General features: G+C 63.7%; 17 protein-coding genes. 10 read left to right on the forward strand and 7 right to left on the reverse strand.

The genetic code is table 11. The features are described 5' to 3' along the window. The first annotated feature begins 17 nt into the window (after positions 1-17). The 3 genes from mreC (at position 18) to mrdA (ending at position 3625) form a co-directional block, all read left to right on the forward strand. On the forward strand, positions 18-941 hold the full coding sequence (gene mreC, locus RS694_RS01350; RefSeq protein ID WP_029709392.1) for a rod shape-determining protein MreC: 924 nt from the start codon (positions 18-20) through the stop codon (positions 939-941). 28 nt (positions 942-969) lie between these two features. Then, positions 970-1500, forward strand: a complete 531-nt coding sequence (mreD, locus tag RS694_RS01355) for a rod shape-determining protein MreD (protein WP_029709393.1) — start codon at positions 970-972, stop codon at positions 1498-1500. Between the two features lie 124 nt (positions 1501-1624). Further along, positions 1625-3625 carry a penicillin-binding protein 2 gene (gene mrdA / locus RS694_RS01360; RefSeq protein WP_029709394.1) on the forward strand — a complete coding sequence of 667 codons (2001 nt, stop codon included), beginning with the start codon at positions 1625-1627 and terminating at the stop codon, positions 3623-3625. 64 nt (positions 3626-3689) lie between these two features. Here mrdA and RS694_RS01365 read toward each other — a convergent pair whose 3' ends face one another. The 5 genes from RS694_RS01365 to RS694_RS01385 all read right to left on the reverse strand — a co-directional run bounded on the left by RS694_RS01365 (position 3690) and on the right by RS694_RS01385 (position 9356). Beyond that, positions 3690-4448 (reverse strand): sulfite exporter TauE/SafE family protein, encoded by a 759-nt coding sequence (locus tag RS694_RS01365; protein ID WP_029709395.1) that lies wholly within the window; start codon positions 4446-4448, stop codon positions 3690-3692. Between the two features lie 225 nt (positions 4449-4673). Further along, positions 4674-4934: a hypothetical protein gene (locus RS694_RS01370; protein ID WP_076069236.1), complete on the reverse strand. Its 261-nt coding sequence runs from the start codon at positions 4932-4934 to the stop codon at positions 4674-4676. 561 nt (positions 4935-5495) lie between these two features. After that, positions 5496-7247: a GMC family oxidoreductase gene (locus RS694_RS01375; protein WP_051392098.1), complete on the reverse strand. Its 1752-nt coding sequence runs from the start codon at positions 7245-7247 to the stop codon at positions 5496-5498. A 33-nt stretch (positions 7248-7280) separates the two neighbouring features. Then, positions 7281-8558, reverse strand: a complete 1278-nt coding sequence (locus tag RS694_RS01380) for a putative Na+/H+ antiporter (RefSeq protein ID WP_029709397.1) — start codon at positions 8556-8558, stop codon at positions 7281-7283. A 3-nt stretch (positions 8559-8561) separates the two neighbouring features. Next, a complete protein-coding gene (locus RS694_RS01385) occupies positions 8562-9356 on the reverse strand; it encodes an enoyl-CoA hydratase/isomerase family protein (RefSeq protein ID WP_029709398.1) in 795 nt (264 codons plus the stop codon). An 81-nt stretch (positions 9357-9437) separates the two neighbouring features. Between RS694_RS01385 and RS694_RS01390 the strand changes: the two genes are divergently transcribed. From RS694_RS01390 to RS694_RS01410, 5 genes are read left to right on the forward strand one after another with little or no spacing between them, the layout of a single operon-like run. Then, positions 9438-10592 carry an MlaE family ABC transporter permease gene (locus RS694_RS01390; RefSeq protein WP_174407701.1) on the forward strand — a complete coding sequence of 385 codons (1155 nt, stop codon included), beginning with the start codon at positions 9438-9440 and terminating at the stop codon, positions 10590-10592. Further along, a complete protein-coding gene (locus RS694_RS01395) occupies positions 10589-11416 on the forward strand; it encodes an ABC transporter ATP-binding protein (protein WP_029709400.1) in 828 nt (275 codons plus the stop codon). The genes RS694_RS01390 and RS694_RS01395 overlap by 4 nt, the downstream gene beginning before the upstream one ends. 11 nt (positions 11417-11427) lie before the next feature. Beyond that, the gene (locus tag RS694_RS01400) at positions 11428-12384 is read left to right on the forward strand and encodes an MlaD family protein (protein WP_029709401.1); all 957 of its coding nucleotides are present in this window, start codon (positions 11428-11430) and stop codon (positions 12382-12384) included. Then, a complete protein-coding gene (locus RS694_RS01405) occupies positions 12381-13082 on the forward strand; it encodes an ABC-type transport auxiliary lipoprotein family protein (RefSeq protein ID WP_081708714.1) in 702 nt (233 codons plus the stop codon). The genes RS694_RS01400 and RS694_RS01405 overlap by 4 nt, the downstream gene beginning before the upstream one ends. 26 nt (positions 13083-13108) lie before the next feature. Beyond that, a complete protein-coding gene (locus tag RS694_RS01410) occupies positions 13109-13762 on the forward strand; it encodes an LON peptidase substrate-binding domain-containing protein (RefSeq protein ID WP_029709403.1) in 654 nt (217 codons plus the stop codon). 7 nt (positions 13763-13769) lie between these two features. On the opposite strand, the gene RS694_RS01415 is transcribed toward RS694_RS01410, so the two are convergent. After that, positions 13770-14402 carry a MarC family protein gene (locus RS694_RS01415; protein ID WP_029709404.1) on the reverse strand — a complete coding sequence of 211 codons (633 nt, stop codon included), beginning with the start codon at positions 14400-14402 and terminating at the stop codon, positions 13770-13772. A 75-nt stretch (positions 14403-14477) separates the two neighbouring features. On the opposite strand from RS694_RS01415, the gene RS694_RS01420 reads away from it, so the two are divergent. After that, the gene (locus tag RS694_RS01420; RefSeq protein WP_029709405.1) at positions 14478-15368 is read left to right on the forward strand and encodes an amidohydrolase family protein; all 891 of its coding nucleotides are present in this window, start codon (positions 14478-14480) and stop codon (positions 15366-15368) included. Between the two features lie 9 nt (positions 15369-15377). Here the strand turns inward: RS694_RS01420 and RS694_RS01425 are convergent, their stop codons facing one another. Beyond that, complete coding sequence (locus RS694_RS01425) at positions 15378-16124, reverse strand: SDR family oxidoreductase (protein ID WP_029709406.1); 747 nt, start codon at positions 16122-16124, stop codon at positions 15378-15380. A gap of 48 nt (positions 16125-16172) precedes the next feature. On the opposite strand from RS694_RS01425, the gene RS694_RS01430 reads away from it, so the two are divergent. Then, the gene (locus RS694_RS01430; protein ID WP_029709407.1) at positions 16173-16919 is read left to right on the forward strand and encodes an MgtC/SapB family protein; all 747 of its coding nucleotides are present in this window, start codon (positions 16173-16175) and stop codon (positions 16917-16919) included. Positions 16920-16946: the final 27 nt, after the last annotated feature.

A 16946-nucleotide genomic window follows, 5' to 3' on the forward strand; every position in this document is an offset into this window, starting at 1 on the left:
TCAGCGATGCCCGTACCATGCCCTTAGGTACGCTGGACAGAGATCCCCCTCCTTTCTTCCGCCAGGGCCCATCGGCCCTGTCCAAGTTGGCTGTCTTCAGTGCTCTGGCGCTGTTTCTCATGGTGGCCGATGCACGGTTCAAGATGATGCAGCCGCTGCGTGTGGCCTTGGCCGCCGTGTTGTACCCCGTGCAATGGCTGGCCATGCGCCCGGTATTGCTGGTTCAGGACAGCGGCCAGTACCTTGAATCACTGCGCAGCGCCCAGTCCGCTGAAGAGGCGGCACGCAAAAAACTGAACCTGCAGTCCCAGCGCGCCAACCAGGTCGAGCAACTGGCCCTGGAGAACGACCGCCTGCGCAAACTCATGGGTCTGCGCGATCGCCTGCATTCGCCTTCTATAGCCGCCCAGGTGCTCTATGACGCGGCCGACCCGTATACCCGCAAGGTGGTGATCGACAAGGGCCAGATGGACAAGATTGGCCTGGGCTCACCGGTGCTGGACGAATCCGGTGTGCTGGGCCAGGTGACCCGTGTGTACCCCTTTGTGAGCGAGGTCACGCTGATCACTGACCGCGACCATGCCATCCCCGTGCTCAATACCCGTACCGGTGCGCGTGGTGTGGCCTTTGGCGACACCTCCACCCACGCCGATGCCATGGTGCTGCGGTTCATGGCCGCCAATGCCGACGTGGAGGTGGGCGATCTGTTGACCACCAGTGGTGTGGACGGCGTGTATCCGCCCGGCCTGCCGGTGGCGCGCGTGGAAAAAGTGGACCGCCGTGTGGACGCGGTGTTTGCCTATATTTATTGCCAGCCGCTGGCGCTGGCATCGGGTGCCGCGCATGTGATGGTGTTGGAGCCGCTCACAGCGCAGATACCGGTGCGCCCTCTGCCGGATGGGCCCACGCCTGCCGTAACGCGCCGCGGAGAACTCAAATGAACGCCCTTGACTTTGCTGGAGCGCGGCCATGATCATGCGCCAGGGCCAGCAACTGCTGTTGCCTGCCAATCCCTTGTTCATCTGGGGCAGCCTGTTGTTGGCATTGCTGCTCAACATGTTGCAAAACATGGGGCTGTGGGGCCGCGCCGCCTGGTCGCCGGATTTGTTGGCGGTGGTGCTGGTGTTCTGGACCGTGCACCAGCCGCTGCGCGTGAGCATTGGTGCTGCTTTTTTCTTTGGCCTGCTGATGGACGTGCACCAGGGGGGCTTGCTGGGCCAGCATGCCATGGCCTACACAGTGTTGAGTTTCTTTGCCATCACCATCCACCGCCGTTTGTTGTGGTTCTCGGTGCCTTCGCAAGCAGCCCAGGTGTTTCCGCTGTTTCTCGCTGCCCACGGGGTGGAGCTGGTGTTGCGCATGCTGGGGGGCGGCACGTTCCCGGGCATCGCCATGGTGTTGTCGCCCGTGATTGAGGCCCTGCTGTGGCCGGTGGCCAGCATCCTGTTGCTGGCGCCGCAGCGTCGGGCGCCCAATCCCGATGCGAATCGCCCACTCTAGTCGAAATGATGGCCCCCACGCTCCCTCACTTTGTGTGGTCGCTGCCCCCATCCGGGGGAGGGGCCCTGGATTTTCAAGGGCGTGGAGCTAGCCTGGCTTGGGTCGGCCCTGCGCTGCGGCTGCCATGACTGAGTTACGCAATGTAGAAGCCGACCTGGCCCGCTTTCGCACCCGCATTTTTGTGGTGAGCATGGTGGTGCTGGCGTGTTTCCTGTTGCTGGTGGCACGCCTGGTCTACCTGCAGATCTGGCGGCATGACGACCTGCGTGCGCAGGCCGAAAACAACCGCACCGCCATCATCCCCATCGTGCCCAACCGGGGCCTGATCCTGGACCGCAATGGCATTGTGCTGGCCAGCAACTATTCGGCCTACACGCTGGAGATCACGCCGTCCAAAAGTGGCGGCCTGGAGCGCACGCTGGAAGAGCTGTCCCAGGTGATTGACATCACGCCGCGCGACCGCCGCCGCTTCAAGAAGCTCATGGACGAGTCCCGCAGCTTTGAGTCGCTGCCCATTCGCACCCGCCTGACCGACACCGAGGTAGCCCGTTTTGCAGCCCAGCGTTTTCGCTTCCCCGGGGTGGAAATCAAGGCCCGGCTGTTTCGCAACTACCCCTATGGCGAACTGGCCAGCCATGTGATCGGCTACATCGGCCGCATCAACCAGTCCGAGAAGGAAAAGATCGAGGACAGCGACGACCAGGCCAACTACCGCGGCACCGAATACATCGGAAAACTCGGTGTGGAACAAAGTTTTGAGACACAGCTGCACGGCATCACGGGTGTGGAACAGATCGAGACCTCGGCGGGCGGGCGCGCCGTGCGCAAGCTGGCCAGCAACCCTTCCACTCCCGGCAACGGTGTGATGCTGTCCATCGACATCAAGCTGCAAAAACTCATCGAAGACATGTTTGGCGAGCGCCGTGGTGCGCTGGTGGCACTGGACCCCAAGACCGGCGAAGTGTTGGCCTTTGTCAGCAAGCCCACGTTTGATTCCAATCTGTTCGTCGAAGGCATTGACCAGGAAAACTGGGCCATGCTTAACGAGTCGCTGGACAAACCGCTGTTGAACCGGGCCCTGCGCGGCACCTACCCACCGGGCTCCACCTACAAACCCTTCATGGCACTGGCCGCGCTGGAAACCGGCACCCGCTCTCCCTCCACGTTGGTCAATGACCCCGGCTTCTACATGTTTGGTGGCCACCGCTTCGGCAGCCCGGAAAACGAGAAGGGCGGCATCATGGACATGCACCGTGCCATCGCCGAGTCCAGTAACGCCTATTTCTACTCCCTGGCGAACGAGTTGGGTGTGGACACCATGCACGACTTCATGAAGCCTTTGGGCTTTGGCCAGATCACCGGCATCGACATCAATGGTGAAGTGCGCGGTGTATTGCCCAGCACCGACTGGAAGCGCCGCTACTACAAGCGCCCCGAACAGCAACGCTGGTACGCCGGTGAAACCATCTCCCTGGGCATCGGCCAGGGTTACAACAGCTTCACCATGCTGCAGTTGGCCCAGGCCACGGCCACACTGGCCAACAACGGCGTCAAACACAAACCGCAACTGGTCATCGCCACCCAGGACGCCACCACCCATGCGACCGAGCGTGTGCCGGCGCAACCTGCAGAGGATCTGGGTTTCAAGCCCGGGCACATTGACGTCGTCCGCAAGGCAATGGTCAGCGTCACCCAGGAAGGCACCTCGTCACGCGTCTTTGCCGGCGCGGGTTACCTGAGCGCGGGCAAAACCGGTACCGCCCAGGCGGTGAGCCTGGGCCAGAAAGAAAAGTACAACGCCGCCAAGATGGAAGAGCGCCAGCGCGACCATTCCCTGTACATCGCTTTCGCGCCGGTCGAAGACCCCAAGATTGCGTTGGCCGTGATTGTGGAAAACGCGGGTTTCGGCTCGGCCGCTGCGGCGCCGATTGCGCGGCGCGCTTTTGACTACTGGTTGATGGGTCAGTACCCCAGCCAAGAAGACCTGGTTGCTGTGAGCCGTGGCCAGGCCACCGCCCCCACCGGCAAGCCCCGCATCGTCAAGGATTTGCCCTGGCCCCTGCCGGGTACCGCAGTCGTCACGCCTGCTACGGCCCCCGCAGTTATAGGCGAAATCGGTCACTAGCCCTTATGGGGATTGCGCAAGTAGCTACTAAAAATGTAGCAATTTGCGCTCTGTGCGCAGCGGCTCAGCGCATGAAAGCGTCGTAGCCGGTCTTCAGGATCAGGGCCGACACCACCAGAATAAACACGCCGCGTACAAAACCCGTGCCGTGTTTGAGCGCCAGGTGGGTACCGGCCACGCTGCCCACCACATTGGCCAGCGCCATCACCAGCGCGTAGTGCCACCACACATGGCCTTTGAGCGTGAACAGCAGCAGTGCGGCCAGATTGGTGGCGGTATTGAGCAGCTTGGCGCCAGCGGACGCATGTAAAAAGTCATAGCCCAAAAAGCGCACCAGCAAAAACACAAAGAAGCTGCCCGTGCCCGGGCCAAAGAAGCCGTCGTAAAACCCGATCAGCGCACCAATGCCACTGGCCACCAGCATCTCCGCCACGCCGGAGAAACGCGGCGCGTGGTGGCGCCCCAGTTCTTTCTTGGCAATCGTGTAGATCAGCACCAGCACCAGCACGCCCGGCAGCAGCTTGCGCAGAAACTCGGGCGATATCACCGTCACCAGCCAGGCCCCGCCCAGCGATGCGGTAAACCCGGCCACTGCCGCAGGTGCCAGCGCTTTCCAGGGCATGGTCACGCGTTGGCTGTACTGCACCGTGGCAATGCCCGTGCCCCAGACCGAAGCGCCCTTGTTGGTACCAAACAGCGTGGCCGGATGGGCGTTGGGGAAGGCGGTGAACAGCGCAGGGATCAAAATCAGTCCCCCGCCCCCCACGATAGAGTCCACAAACCCGGCCAGCAGCGAGGCCAGCGTGACGACAAGCATTTCCATTTCCATGGGTTGATTGTCGCGGGGTTTTAGGGGGCTATTTCAGGGCCAGGCTTTCTCGCTTCGGGTGAAGTGGCTTGAGATTTTGCGAGTCTTGGACAGGCTGCTTCAGACTGATAGTCGACTTTCACATCGCTCTAAAGCAGTCGTTAACGTTGGCGCTGCCCGGCACACAGCACTGGCCGCGAAGCGGCCTCTCTCTGCTGTGTGTCCGCGCCGAGCAACCCGTTAGGTTTTGTACCCATTGCGGATTGTTCTAAGAATGACCCTGCCATGAGGTTCTTCGCCATCGCCCTGAAGAACGGCAACTTGAATGCTTCCTCCGATACATGGAGTAATGCGCTTTTCAAGTAACTCTGTAATTCTCAAACTTGCATCTGCGGCATTTTTCTTGTCGTAATCTTTTACTTCTGTATTTGGATCTGTGCGCAAAACAATCCGAATTCCTTCGACAGCCCAGACCTTTTCCTCAAAATCACTTGCTTTCATGTTGTAACGCTCCTTGTGGTGAAAAAAACTCGATAAAAACCTAACGAATGCCTACCGCAAAACCTGCGGGATATTCTGGTCGCTGCGGGATAAACTGGGCGAAAAATGCGCTGGGAAGCCGCTTGCAGTCTCGATTTCAGTAATATTCATGTGCGTTTGTACAGGTATAAAAATTCCGACAAACCACGCACGTTGTAAGGAACGGCGTGGGCCACAGAATTCACGATTCTCACGCCTCGGAACCAGCTTGAACATCCCCCATTCGGGTGATTCTGCGAACGACTGCTTCCGCCGCAATGCAGCCCAAGCAAACATTGAATCCACCATAAAAAAAGCACCGGGATCACCGGTGCTTTTTGAAGCAGTCTTTGCGAAGCTGCTGTTGTTGTTTTTGCCGTCTCCTCGGCGTCGTCTCTAACCAGGTTGCGTGTTCGCAGTTGCTGTGTGTCTGGAACAAGCCTCAATGTAGCTGCCTTGTGGGGGCGTCGGCATCAGGACAAACCCTTTAAACATATTGCCCCCACGCTCCGCCGCTGCGCGGGTCGCTGCCCCCGGAGGGGGCTAATTCTGCTTGGGGCGGCCCGGCGCAAAATTGTCCCGGGCGTCCTCGGCGATCCACTGGGCCGCCTTTTCCGCAATCATCAGGGTGGGGGAGTTGGTGTTGCCGCTGGTGATCAGTGGCATGACGCCCGCATCGACCACGCGCAGACCGGCCACGCCGCGCACCTTGAGGCGGTTGTCGACCACAGCCATCGGGTCGTTGTCGGGTCCGTCCACGCGGCCCATTTTGGTGGTGCCGACGGGGTGGAAGATGGTGGTGGCGATATCACCGGCCAATTGCGCCAGTTCGGCGTCACTCTGGAACTGGGTGCCGGGTTTGTATTCCTCGGGCTGGTATTTCTGCAGCGCCGGCTGCGCCACGATCTTGCGGGTTACGCGCAGCGAGTCGGCGGCGATCTGGCGGTCTGCGTCGGTGCTCAGGTAGTTGGGCGCAATGGCCGGTGCGTCCTTGAAATCGTTGCTCTTGATCTGCACCGTGCCGCGGCTGGTGGGGTTGAGGTTGCAGACGCTCGCGGTAAAGGCGTTGAAGCTGTGCAGCGGCTGGCCAAACGCATCCAGGCTCAGCGGTTGCACGTGGTATTCCAGATTGGGGTGCGGTTGGCTGGCATCGCTGCGCGTGAAGGCGCCCAACTGGCTGGGCGCCATGCTCATGGGGCCGGTGCGTTTGAAGGCGTATTCCAGCCCGATCTTCGCCTTGCCCCACAGGCTGTTGGCCTGGGTGTTGAGGGTGGGGGTGTTCTTGACCTTGAACACCGCGCGGATCTGCAAATGGTCTTGCAGGTTGGCGCCCACTCCGGGGGTGTCCTGCACCACAGGTACGCCGCGCGCCTGCAGCAGCGCGGCCGGGCCCAGGCCCGAGAGTTGCAGAATCTGTGGGCTGCCCACGGCACCTGCACACAGCAGTACCTCGGCGCGCGCTGTGGCGGTCACAAGCGTGGAGCCATCCCACACCTGCACGCCGGTGCAGCGCAAGGGCGCGTCACCTTCGGTTTGCGGCTCCACTACCAGCTTGGCCACTTGGGCGCTGGTCCACAACTCGAAGTTGGGGCGGGCGTAACAGGTGGGGCGCAAAAAGGCCTTGGCCGTGTTCCAGCGCCAGCCGGCTTTCTGGTTCACCTCGAAATAGCCCACGCCTTCGTTGTCGCCGCGGTTGAAGTCGTCGGTGGCGGGGATGCCGGCCTGTGTGGCCGCTTGTGCAAACGCGTCCAGCACATCCCAGCGCAGTCGTTGTTTCTCGATGCGCCATTCACCGCCCGCACCCCGATGGCGCAGTACTTTCTGGTACGGCGTGCTGCCTTCCTGCAGCAACGCTGGGGTGGTGCCGCGTGCTCCGTGTACGGCGCTGGCGCCTTTGTAGTGGTCTTCGTGCAGCTTGAAGTAGGGCAGCGACTGGTCCCAGCGCCAGCTTGGGTCGTTCAGCAGCTGGGCCCACTGGTCGTAGTCACGCGCCTGGCCGCGCATGTAGATCATGCCGTTGATGCTGGAGCAGCCGCCCAGCGTCTTGCCGCGCGGGTAACGCAGCGCGCGGCCGTTGAGGCCGGCCTCGGGCTCGGTGTTGTAGAGCCAGTCGGTGCGCGGGTTGCCGATGCAGTGCAGGTAACCCACGGGGATATGGATCCAGTGGTAGTCATCGCGGCGGCCGGCTTCGATCAGCAGCACGCGCTTGGATGCGTCCGCCGAGAGCCGGTTGGCCAGCAGGCTGCCTGCCGTGCCTGCGCCGATGATGATGTAGTCAAACGTGGTTTCGCTCATGCCGTGCAATCCGTATAAATCGAGAAGAGGCTCTCAGAGCCACAGGAAGAAAACGCAGGCCACCGCCGTAGGTGCCAGCGCACCCAGCAGCAAGCCGAGCGCACCGATGGAGCCATCGGCAAAACCACGTTTGAGCAGGGCCACACCCGCAGGGTTCGGCGCATTGGCAATCACGGTGAGGCCGCCGCCCGCCACGGCGCCGGCCATGAGCATGTATTTGGATGCGTCCGACATACCGACGATCAGCGAACCCAGGTAGGTGAGTGCCGCGTTGTCGGTGACGGCGGTCAACCCCAGTGCTCCGAAGAACAGCGCGTTGGGGCCCAGGCCGGCGACGATGGGTTGCAGCCACCACTGCTGCATGCCGCCCAGCACCACCAGCCCGGCCAGGAAGAAGCCCACCAGCAGCCCCTCCTTGAGGATCAGCGGGTTCTGGAAGCGCTCATAGGCCTGGGTGTAACCCAGGAAAAACAGGAACAGTCCCAGAAACAAAACCGGGTGGTGCGCCAGCAGCACCACACCCGCCAGAAACGCCAAGTGCACCAAGCTGACGAACCACGGCACTGCGGCACGTGTCTCTGCAGAAACGGAGGGCGCATCCGCTGCGCGCAGATGTTTGCGCAGGAAGAAGACCACACCCGTCGCGTTGACCACCACCGCCAGCGCCGCCTTCCAGCCAAAGGTGGCGGCCATGAAGGCCGTGTCCCAGTGCCAGGTGCTGGCCACCATGAGCACTGGCGGGGCGGCATACGAGGTCAGCGTACCGCCAATCGACACATTGACAAACAACACGCCCAGCGCTGCGTACTTGAGCCGTTCGGGCACATCGGGGCGAAAGATTTGTGTGCTCAACATCAGTGCAGCCAGCGTCATGGCGGCGGGCTCGGTGATCAACGAGCCCAGCAGCGGCACGGCGGCCAGCCCCAGCCAGGCGAGCATCAGCGGCGTGGGCAGGGGCACCACACGCGCTATGCCTCCCATAAGCTGGCGCACGGCTTCGAGCACCGGGCGTGACGCGGCCACCACCATCACCACAAACACAAACAGCGGCTCGGTGTACTGGCGCGACTCGGCATAGGCAATCGCCTCCGCCCCGCCCTGGATAAAGGCCATGCAGGCGATCAGCACAAAGGCCCAGAAGCCAAACACCACCTCCACCTCGCCCAGCAGGTGCAGCAAACCAGCATGGCGCGGGTTCTTGTGGGCCAGCACTTCAAAGGCCTTCGCGGCAAAGGTGTGCAGCAGCGCCAGGCCAAACAACACCGCCCCGAGGATTTGCATCACGGGGCTCAAGGAATCTTGTGTAGGCATGGTTTACTGCCCCGTCCAGACCGGCTTGCGCTTTTCCTGGAAGGCCTTCTGGCCTTCCTTGGCGTCTTCGGTCAGGGTGAACAGGGCGATCTGGCTTTCGGTGAAAGACATGCTTTCCTCAAAAGACATGGCTTCGATTTTTTTCATCGTGTATAGGCCGCGGCGGATAGCGGCGGGCGACTTGTCCAGCAGGCGATCCAGCAGCCACTGCAGCTTGACGTCCACGTCATCGTCCACATGGTTGACCAGCCCATACTGCAGCGCCTGCGCGCTGGTGATGGGCTCGCCCGTGATGCACATCTCCACCAGCACGCGCCGTGGAATCAGGTGCTGCAGCACGGCCAGCACCTGCGCCGGGAACACGCCCACCTTGACCTCGGGCAGGCCGAAGATGGCGTGGCTGGCCGCCACCGCCATGTCACACATGCTCATCAGGCCCATGCCCCCGGCCATGCAGGCGCCATTGACGCGCGCGATCAAAGGGATGGTGCTGGCCTTGGCTACGCGCAACAGTTGCGCCAGGTGGCCATGCGGCTCCGAGTAGTCGGTGGTGAATGCATTGGCGCTTTGCAGGTCGGCACCGGCGCAAAAGGCCTTGCTGCCGGCACCGGTGATCACGATGGCGCGGATGCGGCGCTCACCTTGCGCTGCTTGAATGGCCTGCGCCATGCCGGCCAGCACGCCGTGGCTCATGGCGTTGCGCCGTTCTTCGCGGGTGATGGTGAGCCACAGGACGGGGCCGCGTTGCTCGACCGACAATTCGGCGGATGAGGTGAAAGAAGTGTTCTGGCTGCTCATGGTGTCTCCTGCCGCCATTTTGCTTGCAATTGGCATGCGGGCACCTTACGTGGCGATCACCCCAGTGCGGCAACGGGTACCATGCGTGCCATATCCACTTTGACATCGCATACCGCCGTGGAGGACACCCAACCCCGCATCGCCCGAGAGTCCACGCCCGAAGGGGTGTGTGCTGTGCTGTGGGGGCGCTGGACGGCGGCCGACCTGGCCGCGCCGGCGCACTGGGCGGCAGTGCAGGCCAGTATGCGCGCGCACCGCGCGACCACTGTGTGGGACGTGCGCCAGGTGCTGCGCATGGACCATGCGGGCGCGCAACTGCTGTGGAATGGCTGGGGCCACCAGTGGCCGCAGCAGGTGCTGGCCCTGCCCGCACAACACGCCATGCTGGAGCGTGTGGCCCGGTTGACCGAAGTGGCCCCTGCGCCACAGGCCACCTCTTTCTGGACCTTGTTTTTGCGGCTGGGCGCGTGGGTGCATGCCGTGGCCGGGCAGTGGCTGGACGCTGTGCGCCTCTTGGGCCAACTGCTGCTGGACATAGGCCGTCTGCTGCGCAAACCGGCCAAGGGCCCGTGGCGCGATATCTCGGGCCACCTGTACCGCATCGGCGCCACGGCCTTGCCGATCACGGCGCTGGTGGGTTTTCTGATTGGGGTGGTGCTGGCCTATCTGATGTCGCAGCAGTTGCGCCAGTTTGGTGCCGACGCCTTCATCGTCAACATCCTGGGCATCTCGCTGATCCGCGAACTCGGGCCGGTGCTGGCCGCCATCCTGATCGCCGGGCGCAGCGGCTCGGCCATCACTGCACAAATTGGCGTAATGCGCGTGACCGAAGAGTTGGACGCCATGCGTGTCATGGGCATTGCCCAGGGCTATCGGCTGGTGATGCCACGCGCGCTGGCGATGGCGCTGGCCATGCCACTGCTGTCGGTGTGGACCACGGTGGCGGCGCTCCTGGGCGGCATGCTGGCGTCGGACTTGGCCATGGGGCTCACGCCCGCGTATTTCTTGAGCGCACTGCCTAAGGCGGTGCAACTCTCCAACCTCTGGCTGGCCATGGGCAAATCGGTGGTGTTTGGTTTGATGATTGCACTGATCGGTTGCCACTACGGCCTGCGCGTGTTGCCCAACACCCAAAGCCTGGGGCAGGGGACCACCGCGTCGGTGGTCACCTCCATCACCATGGTGATTCTGGTGGACGCGTTGTTTGCCGTGGTGTTCAAGGACATTGGCATATGAGCGCCATCCGTCCCCCCTCTGTGCCCACCGCACCCGTGGTGGAGGTTAAAAAACTCTGGTCGACCTTCCGCACCGACGGGGTGGACGCGGTCATCCACAAAGACCTGGACCTGACGATTGCGCAGGGTGAGCTGCTCTCCATCGTGGGGGGCTCGGGCAGTGGCAAGACCGTGCTGTTGCGCCAGATCCTGGGGCTGGAAACACCGGCGCGCGGCAGCGTCACCGTGCTCGGGCACCCGGCCGCCGAGCTGGGCCGTGCCGGGGCGGCCAGCCGTGTGGGCATGTTGTTCCAGCACGGCGCGCTGTTCTCGGCCTTTACCGTGCTGGAGAACATCGCCTTCCCGCTGCGTGAGTTGCGCAACCTGCCCGACGACCTGGTGCGCGACGCGGCCATGGTCAAGCTGCGCATGGTGGGGCTGGACCCGTCGCACGCGCACAAGATGCCGTCGGATCTGTCGGGCGGCATGGTCAAGCGTGTGGCACTGGCGCGCGCCCTCATCATGGACCCGCCGCTCTTGCTGTTGGACGAACCCACCGCCGGGCTGGACCCAGACCGCTCGGACGCGTTTTGCACGCTGCTGCGTGAACTGCACCGCGAGCTGGGCCTGACCGTGGTGATGGTCACGCACGATCTGGATACCATCTACGAACTCAGCACCCGCATTGCGGTGGTGGCCGAAAAGCGGGTGATTGTGGACGCCTCGCCCCAGGAAGTGCTGGCCTATCCCCATCCGTTTGTCAGCGCCTTCTTTTTGGGCGGACGGGGCCACCGGGCCATGGAATTGTTGCGCGCCCAGCCCCCGCGGCCGCTAGAAGGCGTGTAAAAAGAGGTCTTATGGAAAATAAATCCCACGCGCTGGCCGCCGGCCTTTTTGTGCTGGCCATTGCGGCCCTGCTGGCCGGCATGGCCGCCTGGCTCACGCGCGACACGACGCAGCGGCGCGCGTTTGAGCTCGCCAGCCGCGAAGCCGTCACCGGCCTGCAGCCCCAGGCGGGTGTGCGCTATAAGGGCGTGTCGGTCGGCAAGGTCACCGCCATCACGCTGGACCGCCAGGTGCCGGGCCAGGTGCTGGTGCGCATTGCGGTGGACGACAGCGTGCCCATCACCCAGTCCACCTTTGCCACGCTGGGTTTCCAGGGCGTGACCGGTCTGGCCTTTGTGCAGCTCGACGACAGCGGTACCTCCACCGTGGCCTTGGCAAGCAGTGGCGATGCCGTGCCGCGTATTCCCATGCGCCCCGGGCTGATGTCGCGCCTGTCGGACCAGGGGGCCAATCTGGTGACACAACTGGACCAGGTCAGCCAGCGCACGAACCAATTGCTGGCGGCGGAGAATCAGAAAGCCCTGATGGCGGCGATTGGCAATATCGGGCAGGCGGCCGCGCAGCTCAGCCAGTTGTCGCAGCGGGTAGACCAGGCACTGCTGGCACCCGTGGGCCAGCCGGGCTTGCCGCAACTGGTGCAACAGGCGGACCAGACCTTCAAGACCATGCAGACCACGGCCGAGCGCCTGAGCGCCAGCGCCACGTCGGTCAACACCTCGGCCGCCGAGTTCAAGCGCATGTCCGCGCGCATGAACGAATCCGGCGGCACGCTGGACCAGATTGCCCGTGGCGTGGACGTGCTGGTGCCGCGCCTGAGCCGCACCGCCGATGAAGCCACCCGCACCGCGCGCCAGGTTGGGCGCGTGGCCGATGCGGTGAACGAGAACCCGCAAACCCTGTTGCTCGGCAAGGGCGCGACCCCGCCTGGCCCGGGAGAGTCCGGCTTTGTCGTGCCACCCAAACAATGACCTCTGAAAACGCTATCAAAATGCTAGCTGCTTGCGCACATTCCATAAGGGCTGGAGGCCTATTTGTCTTTGTATTGCTCGGGCTTTCGGCCTGCAGCAGCCTGCAGGCGCCCGCGCGCCCGTTGGTCTATGACTTCGGCCCCGGCGCGGTGGCCACCGAGCCGACCAACCGCATGGCGCGCCTGCCCACACTGTCCCTGGCCGAGGTGGACGCGGGCGCCGCGCTCGACGGCACCGCAGTCCTGTACCGCCTGGCCTATGCCGACGGCCAGCAGCTGCGCCCTTACGCACAAGCCCGCTGGTCCATGCCACCGGCGCAACTGTTGCGCCAGCGCCTGCGCGAGCAACTGGGCCAGCGCCGTGCGGTGCTCAACCTGTCGGACGGCCTGCTCGCCGGGCGTGCGTCTTTGACCCTGCATGTGGAGCTCGAAGAATTCAGCCAGTTGTTTGAAGCCGCCGACCGCAGCAGCGGCCTGGTGCGCCTGCGTGCCACGCTGGGCCATGTGCGCCCTGAGGGCGCGGGTGGTGGCCCGGCCGGGGAACGCCTGGTGGCGCAGCGCAGCTTTGTGGTGCAACGCCCTGCTGCCAGTGCCGATGCGGCGGGCGGTGTGCGCGCACTCACCCAAGCCAGCGACGCACTGATCGAGGAACTGGAGCAGTGGATTGCCCAGGTCCAGCAGGCGGCCGCCAGCCGCTGAGTCGACCCTGCGTGACTAGGGCATTCATGGCTGCGCCCCTGTCGCTGTCTTCCCTGCCGCTGTTTCCGCTGCACACGGTGCTGTTCCCGGGCGGCACGCTGCACCTGCAGATTTTTGAGGTGCGTTACCTCGACCTGATGAACAAATGCATCAAGACCGGCGCCCCGTTTGGTGTGGTGTCTTTGGTGGAAGGTCAGGAAGTGCGCCAGCGCAGCACTGAGGCTGGTGACGGTTTTGCATCCGAGCGTTTTGCCGACGTGGGCACGCTGGCCACTGTGACCGAATGGGAGTCACCCCAGGCCGGACTGATGAAAGTGCGCTGCACCGGCGGCGAGCGTTTTCGCATTGCCCGGCACAGCCAGCTCAAGCACGGCTTGTGGGTGGCCGACGTGGATGGCCTGGCCGCGGACACCGGAGTGCCCGTTCCCGACGACTTGCAGGTGATTGCCGATGCGCTGGACACCGTGTTGCAGGGCCTGAAAGACCAGGACCTGCCGCCCGCGCAAATGCCAGTGCAACCGCCCTACCACTTGCAGGACTGCGGCTGGGTGGCCAACCGCTGGTGTGATCTGCTGGCCCTGCCGCCTGCGCTCAAGCAAAGCCTGATGCAGTTGGAGAATCCGCTCTTACGCTTGGAGCTGGTGGGCGACATGTTGACCAAGGGCGGCATTACGCCCTGAAAAACGCTTAGTGCATCAAGGCCGGGAACAGCTTGGAGAGTCCATCGGCCATCACCTCTACGGCGAGCGCGGCCAGGATCAGGCCCATCAGTCGCGTCATCACATTGATGCCGGTCTTGCCCAACACCCGTGCGATGGGCTCGGCCAGCGAGAAACACAAGGCCGTGGCCAGCGCGATCACCACGCCGTAGCCCAGCAGCGTGCCCAGTTGCAGAAAGGTTTTGGCCTTGTCGGCATAAATCACCACGGTGGACATGGTTGCCGGACCGGTGAGCAGCGGAATGGTCAGCGGCACCACGGCAATGCTGGCGCCCTGGGCGGCTTTCTCGGCACCGTCTTCGAGTTCGTGGGTGCTGGTTTTTGCCTCGGCTGGCTGGGCGTTGAGCATGTTGAGCGCACCGGTGAGCAGCAGCAGGGCGCCGCCGACCTGGAAGCTGGCCAGCGAGATGCCGAAGAACTCCAGAATCTGCAGGCCCAGCAGCGCGCTCACAGCGATCACTACAAACGCACTGACCGACGACACCCACACCGTGTTGCGGCGCTGCGCCCGGCTGAAGCCTTGCGTGTAGTGGATGAAGAACGGAACGATGGCCAGCGGGTTCACAATGGCCAACAGGGTGATGAGCGGTTTGAGGTCCATAGGAGGGGCTTCCGAGGTTGCGGGCAAACTGTGCCACAGTAATGGCGGCTTGCGCGCCTATTGAAGGAGAAAAGCATGCAATTCCTGGTGCAAGGCCTGCTGTGGCTTACCGTGGCGCTGTGTGGCACGGCCAGAGCCGCCGACTACACCGGCCCGATTTTTGACGCCCACCTGCACTACAACGTGGAAGCCCAGTCGCCCCATCCACTGCCCGACGTGCTGGCGCGCATGCAGCGCAACGGCGTGCGGGCGGTGCTGGCCAACTCGCGGCCCAACGACGGCACGCGCACGCTGGCCGAAGCCGGTGCGCAAACCCGCGCCGCGGGCGTGACGGTGGTACCACTGGTGCGCCTGTACCGCAACCGCGACGACTACACCAGTTGGTTCCGCGACGACAGCATCTACGACATGGTGCTGGCCGAACTGGCGCGCGGCACGGCCGCCGGGCCCTACCGCGGCATTGGTGAATTCCATTTGTATGACAGTGCCAATGCCGCAGGGCCGGTGGCCAAAAAGCTCATGGCCCTGGCCGAAGCGCGCCAGCTAGTGGTGCTGGCCCATGTAGACGATGCGGCGATTGATGGCCTGATGCAACCCACCCCGTCGGGTGGCAAAGCCGTGCGCCTGATCTGGGCACACACCGGCATTGGCGGTGCACCGGTGGAGCGGGTGCGCGCGCTGCTGCAGCGCTACCCGCTGCTCATGGGCGAGTTGTCGTACCGGCCCGGTCTGACGTGTACCGGCACGGGCGGAGTCGTTCAACTGTGCCCCGAATGGCGAGCCCTGTTGCTGGACTACCCAGACCGGTTTGTGCTGGGCTCCGACACCTGGATCAACCAGCGCTGGCAGTACTACGACGACACCATGCAGGACTACCGCGCCTGGCTCGGTGGCCTGCCCGCGCCGGTGGCACGCCAGGTGGCGTGGGACAACGCGGCGCGTCTGTTTGGGCTGCCGTCTCCCTGAGCGCGGGGCTCACCGCCCGCCGCTCACGTCCAGAAGGGCACCGGTCGTGTAGCTGGACTGTGCACTGAGCAGCCAGACGATGGCGTCGGCAATTTCCTGTGCCGTGCCCGGGCGTTGCATGGGCAACTGGCTGGCCAGGCGTTGCGCGCGGTCAGGCTGGCCGCCGCTGGCGTGGATGTCGGTGTCGATGACGCCGGGGCGCACGGCATTGACGCGGATGCCCTCGGCCGCTACTTCACGCGCCAGGCCGATGGTGAAGCTGTCGATCGCCCCTTTGCTCGCCGCGTAGTCCACGTACTGGCCCGGTGAGCCCAGTGTGGCGGCCACGCTGGAGACATTCACGATGGCGCCACCACTGCCGCCATGGCGTGTGCTCATGCGCAGCACCGCTTCGCGCGCGCAGACCATGCTGCCCAGCACATTGGTGGCCAGCATGCGCTGCAGCCGCTCCACTGTCATGGCGTCCACGCGGGAGGCCACGTCCACCACGCCGGCGTTGTTGACCAGTGCGCTGATGCGCCCCAGCTTGGCATCGACCTTGGCAAACATGGCCAGCACCTGTGCCTCTTGCGACACGTCGGCCTGCACCGTGATGGCCGTGCCGCCCATGGCGCGGATCTGGCGCACCACTTCGTCGGCGGCCAGTGAGTTGGCGGTGTAGTTGACCGCCACGGCATAACCGGCACGGGCCGCGGTGAGGGCGGTGGCGGCGCCGATGCCGCGCGAGCCGCCGGTGATCAGAACGATGGGTTGCATAGTGTTTCCCAGGGTGTACAGAGTAGGTAATTGCAGTATCTTCGCACCATGTTCTCCGCCGATGCATTTGCAGCATATTGGTCCTGGCCCATCCTGATGGCTAACTTCTTTGTGTTGCTGCACCTGATGGGTGCACTGGTACTGGGTCTGCTGGTGGGGTATGAGCGCAGCTACCACGGCCGCGCGGCCGGCATGCGCACCTATGGTCTGGTGTGTATGGCCTCGGCGGCCCTCACTGTCATCGGCGGTTACTCCCATTACTGGTATGGCGGCACGGCCACCACGGTCTTCTCGGTGGGTGACCTGTCGCGTGTGCTGCAGGGCATCTTGACCGGCATCGGTTTCCTGTGTGCCGGTGTGATCATGAAAGAGGGTTTCAACATCAGCGGCCTGACCACGGCGGCGTCGCTGTGGGCCTCGTCGGTGATCGGCATTCTGGTGGGTGTGGGCCTGTACCCCGCGGCGATGGCACTGGCCTTGCTTAGTGCGGTGTGTATGGTGTGGATTTCCAAACTGGAGCAGTGGCTGCCGTCACGCCAGGCGGTGGCCATCAGTCTCAAGTTTGACCCGGGGTTTGTGCCAGTGGAGCGGGCGTTGCGCAAGCTGGCCCACGCGCAGGGGTATGACATTGCGGGTGGCACCATCGTGATTTCCGCGGAGGGAAACACCCAAAGCTGGAGTTTTGTGGCCGTGGCGCGCAGCCGCAAGACTGCTGCGCCGGTGTCGGAGTTGAGTGCACAGATTGCACAATTTCAGGGCGTGCAGAGTTTCAATCTGGCGTACGCTCGCAACTAGTTTTCGTCGTCACTTTTTCAGGAGTTC

The sequence above is a fragment of the Rhodoferax saidenbachensis genome (assembly GCF_001955715.1).
Lineage (GTDB): Bacteria > Pseudomonadota > Gammaproteobacteria > Burkholderiales > Burkholderiaceae_C > Allorhodoferax > Allorhodoferax saidenbachensis.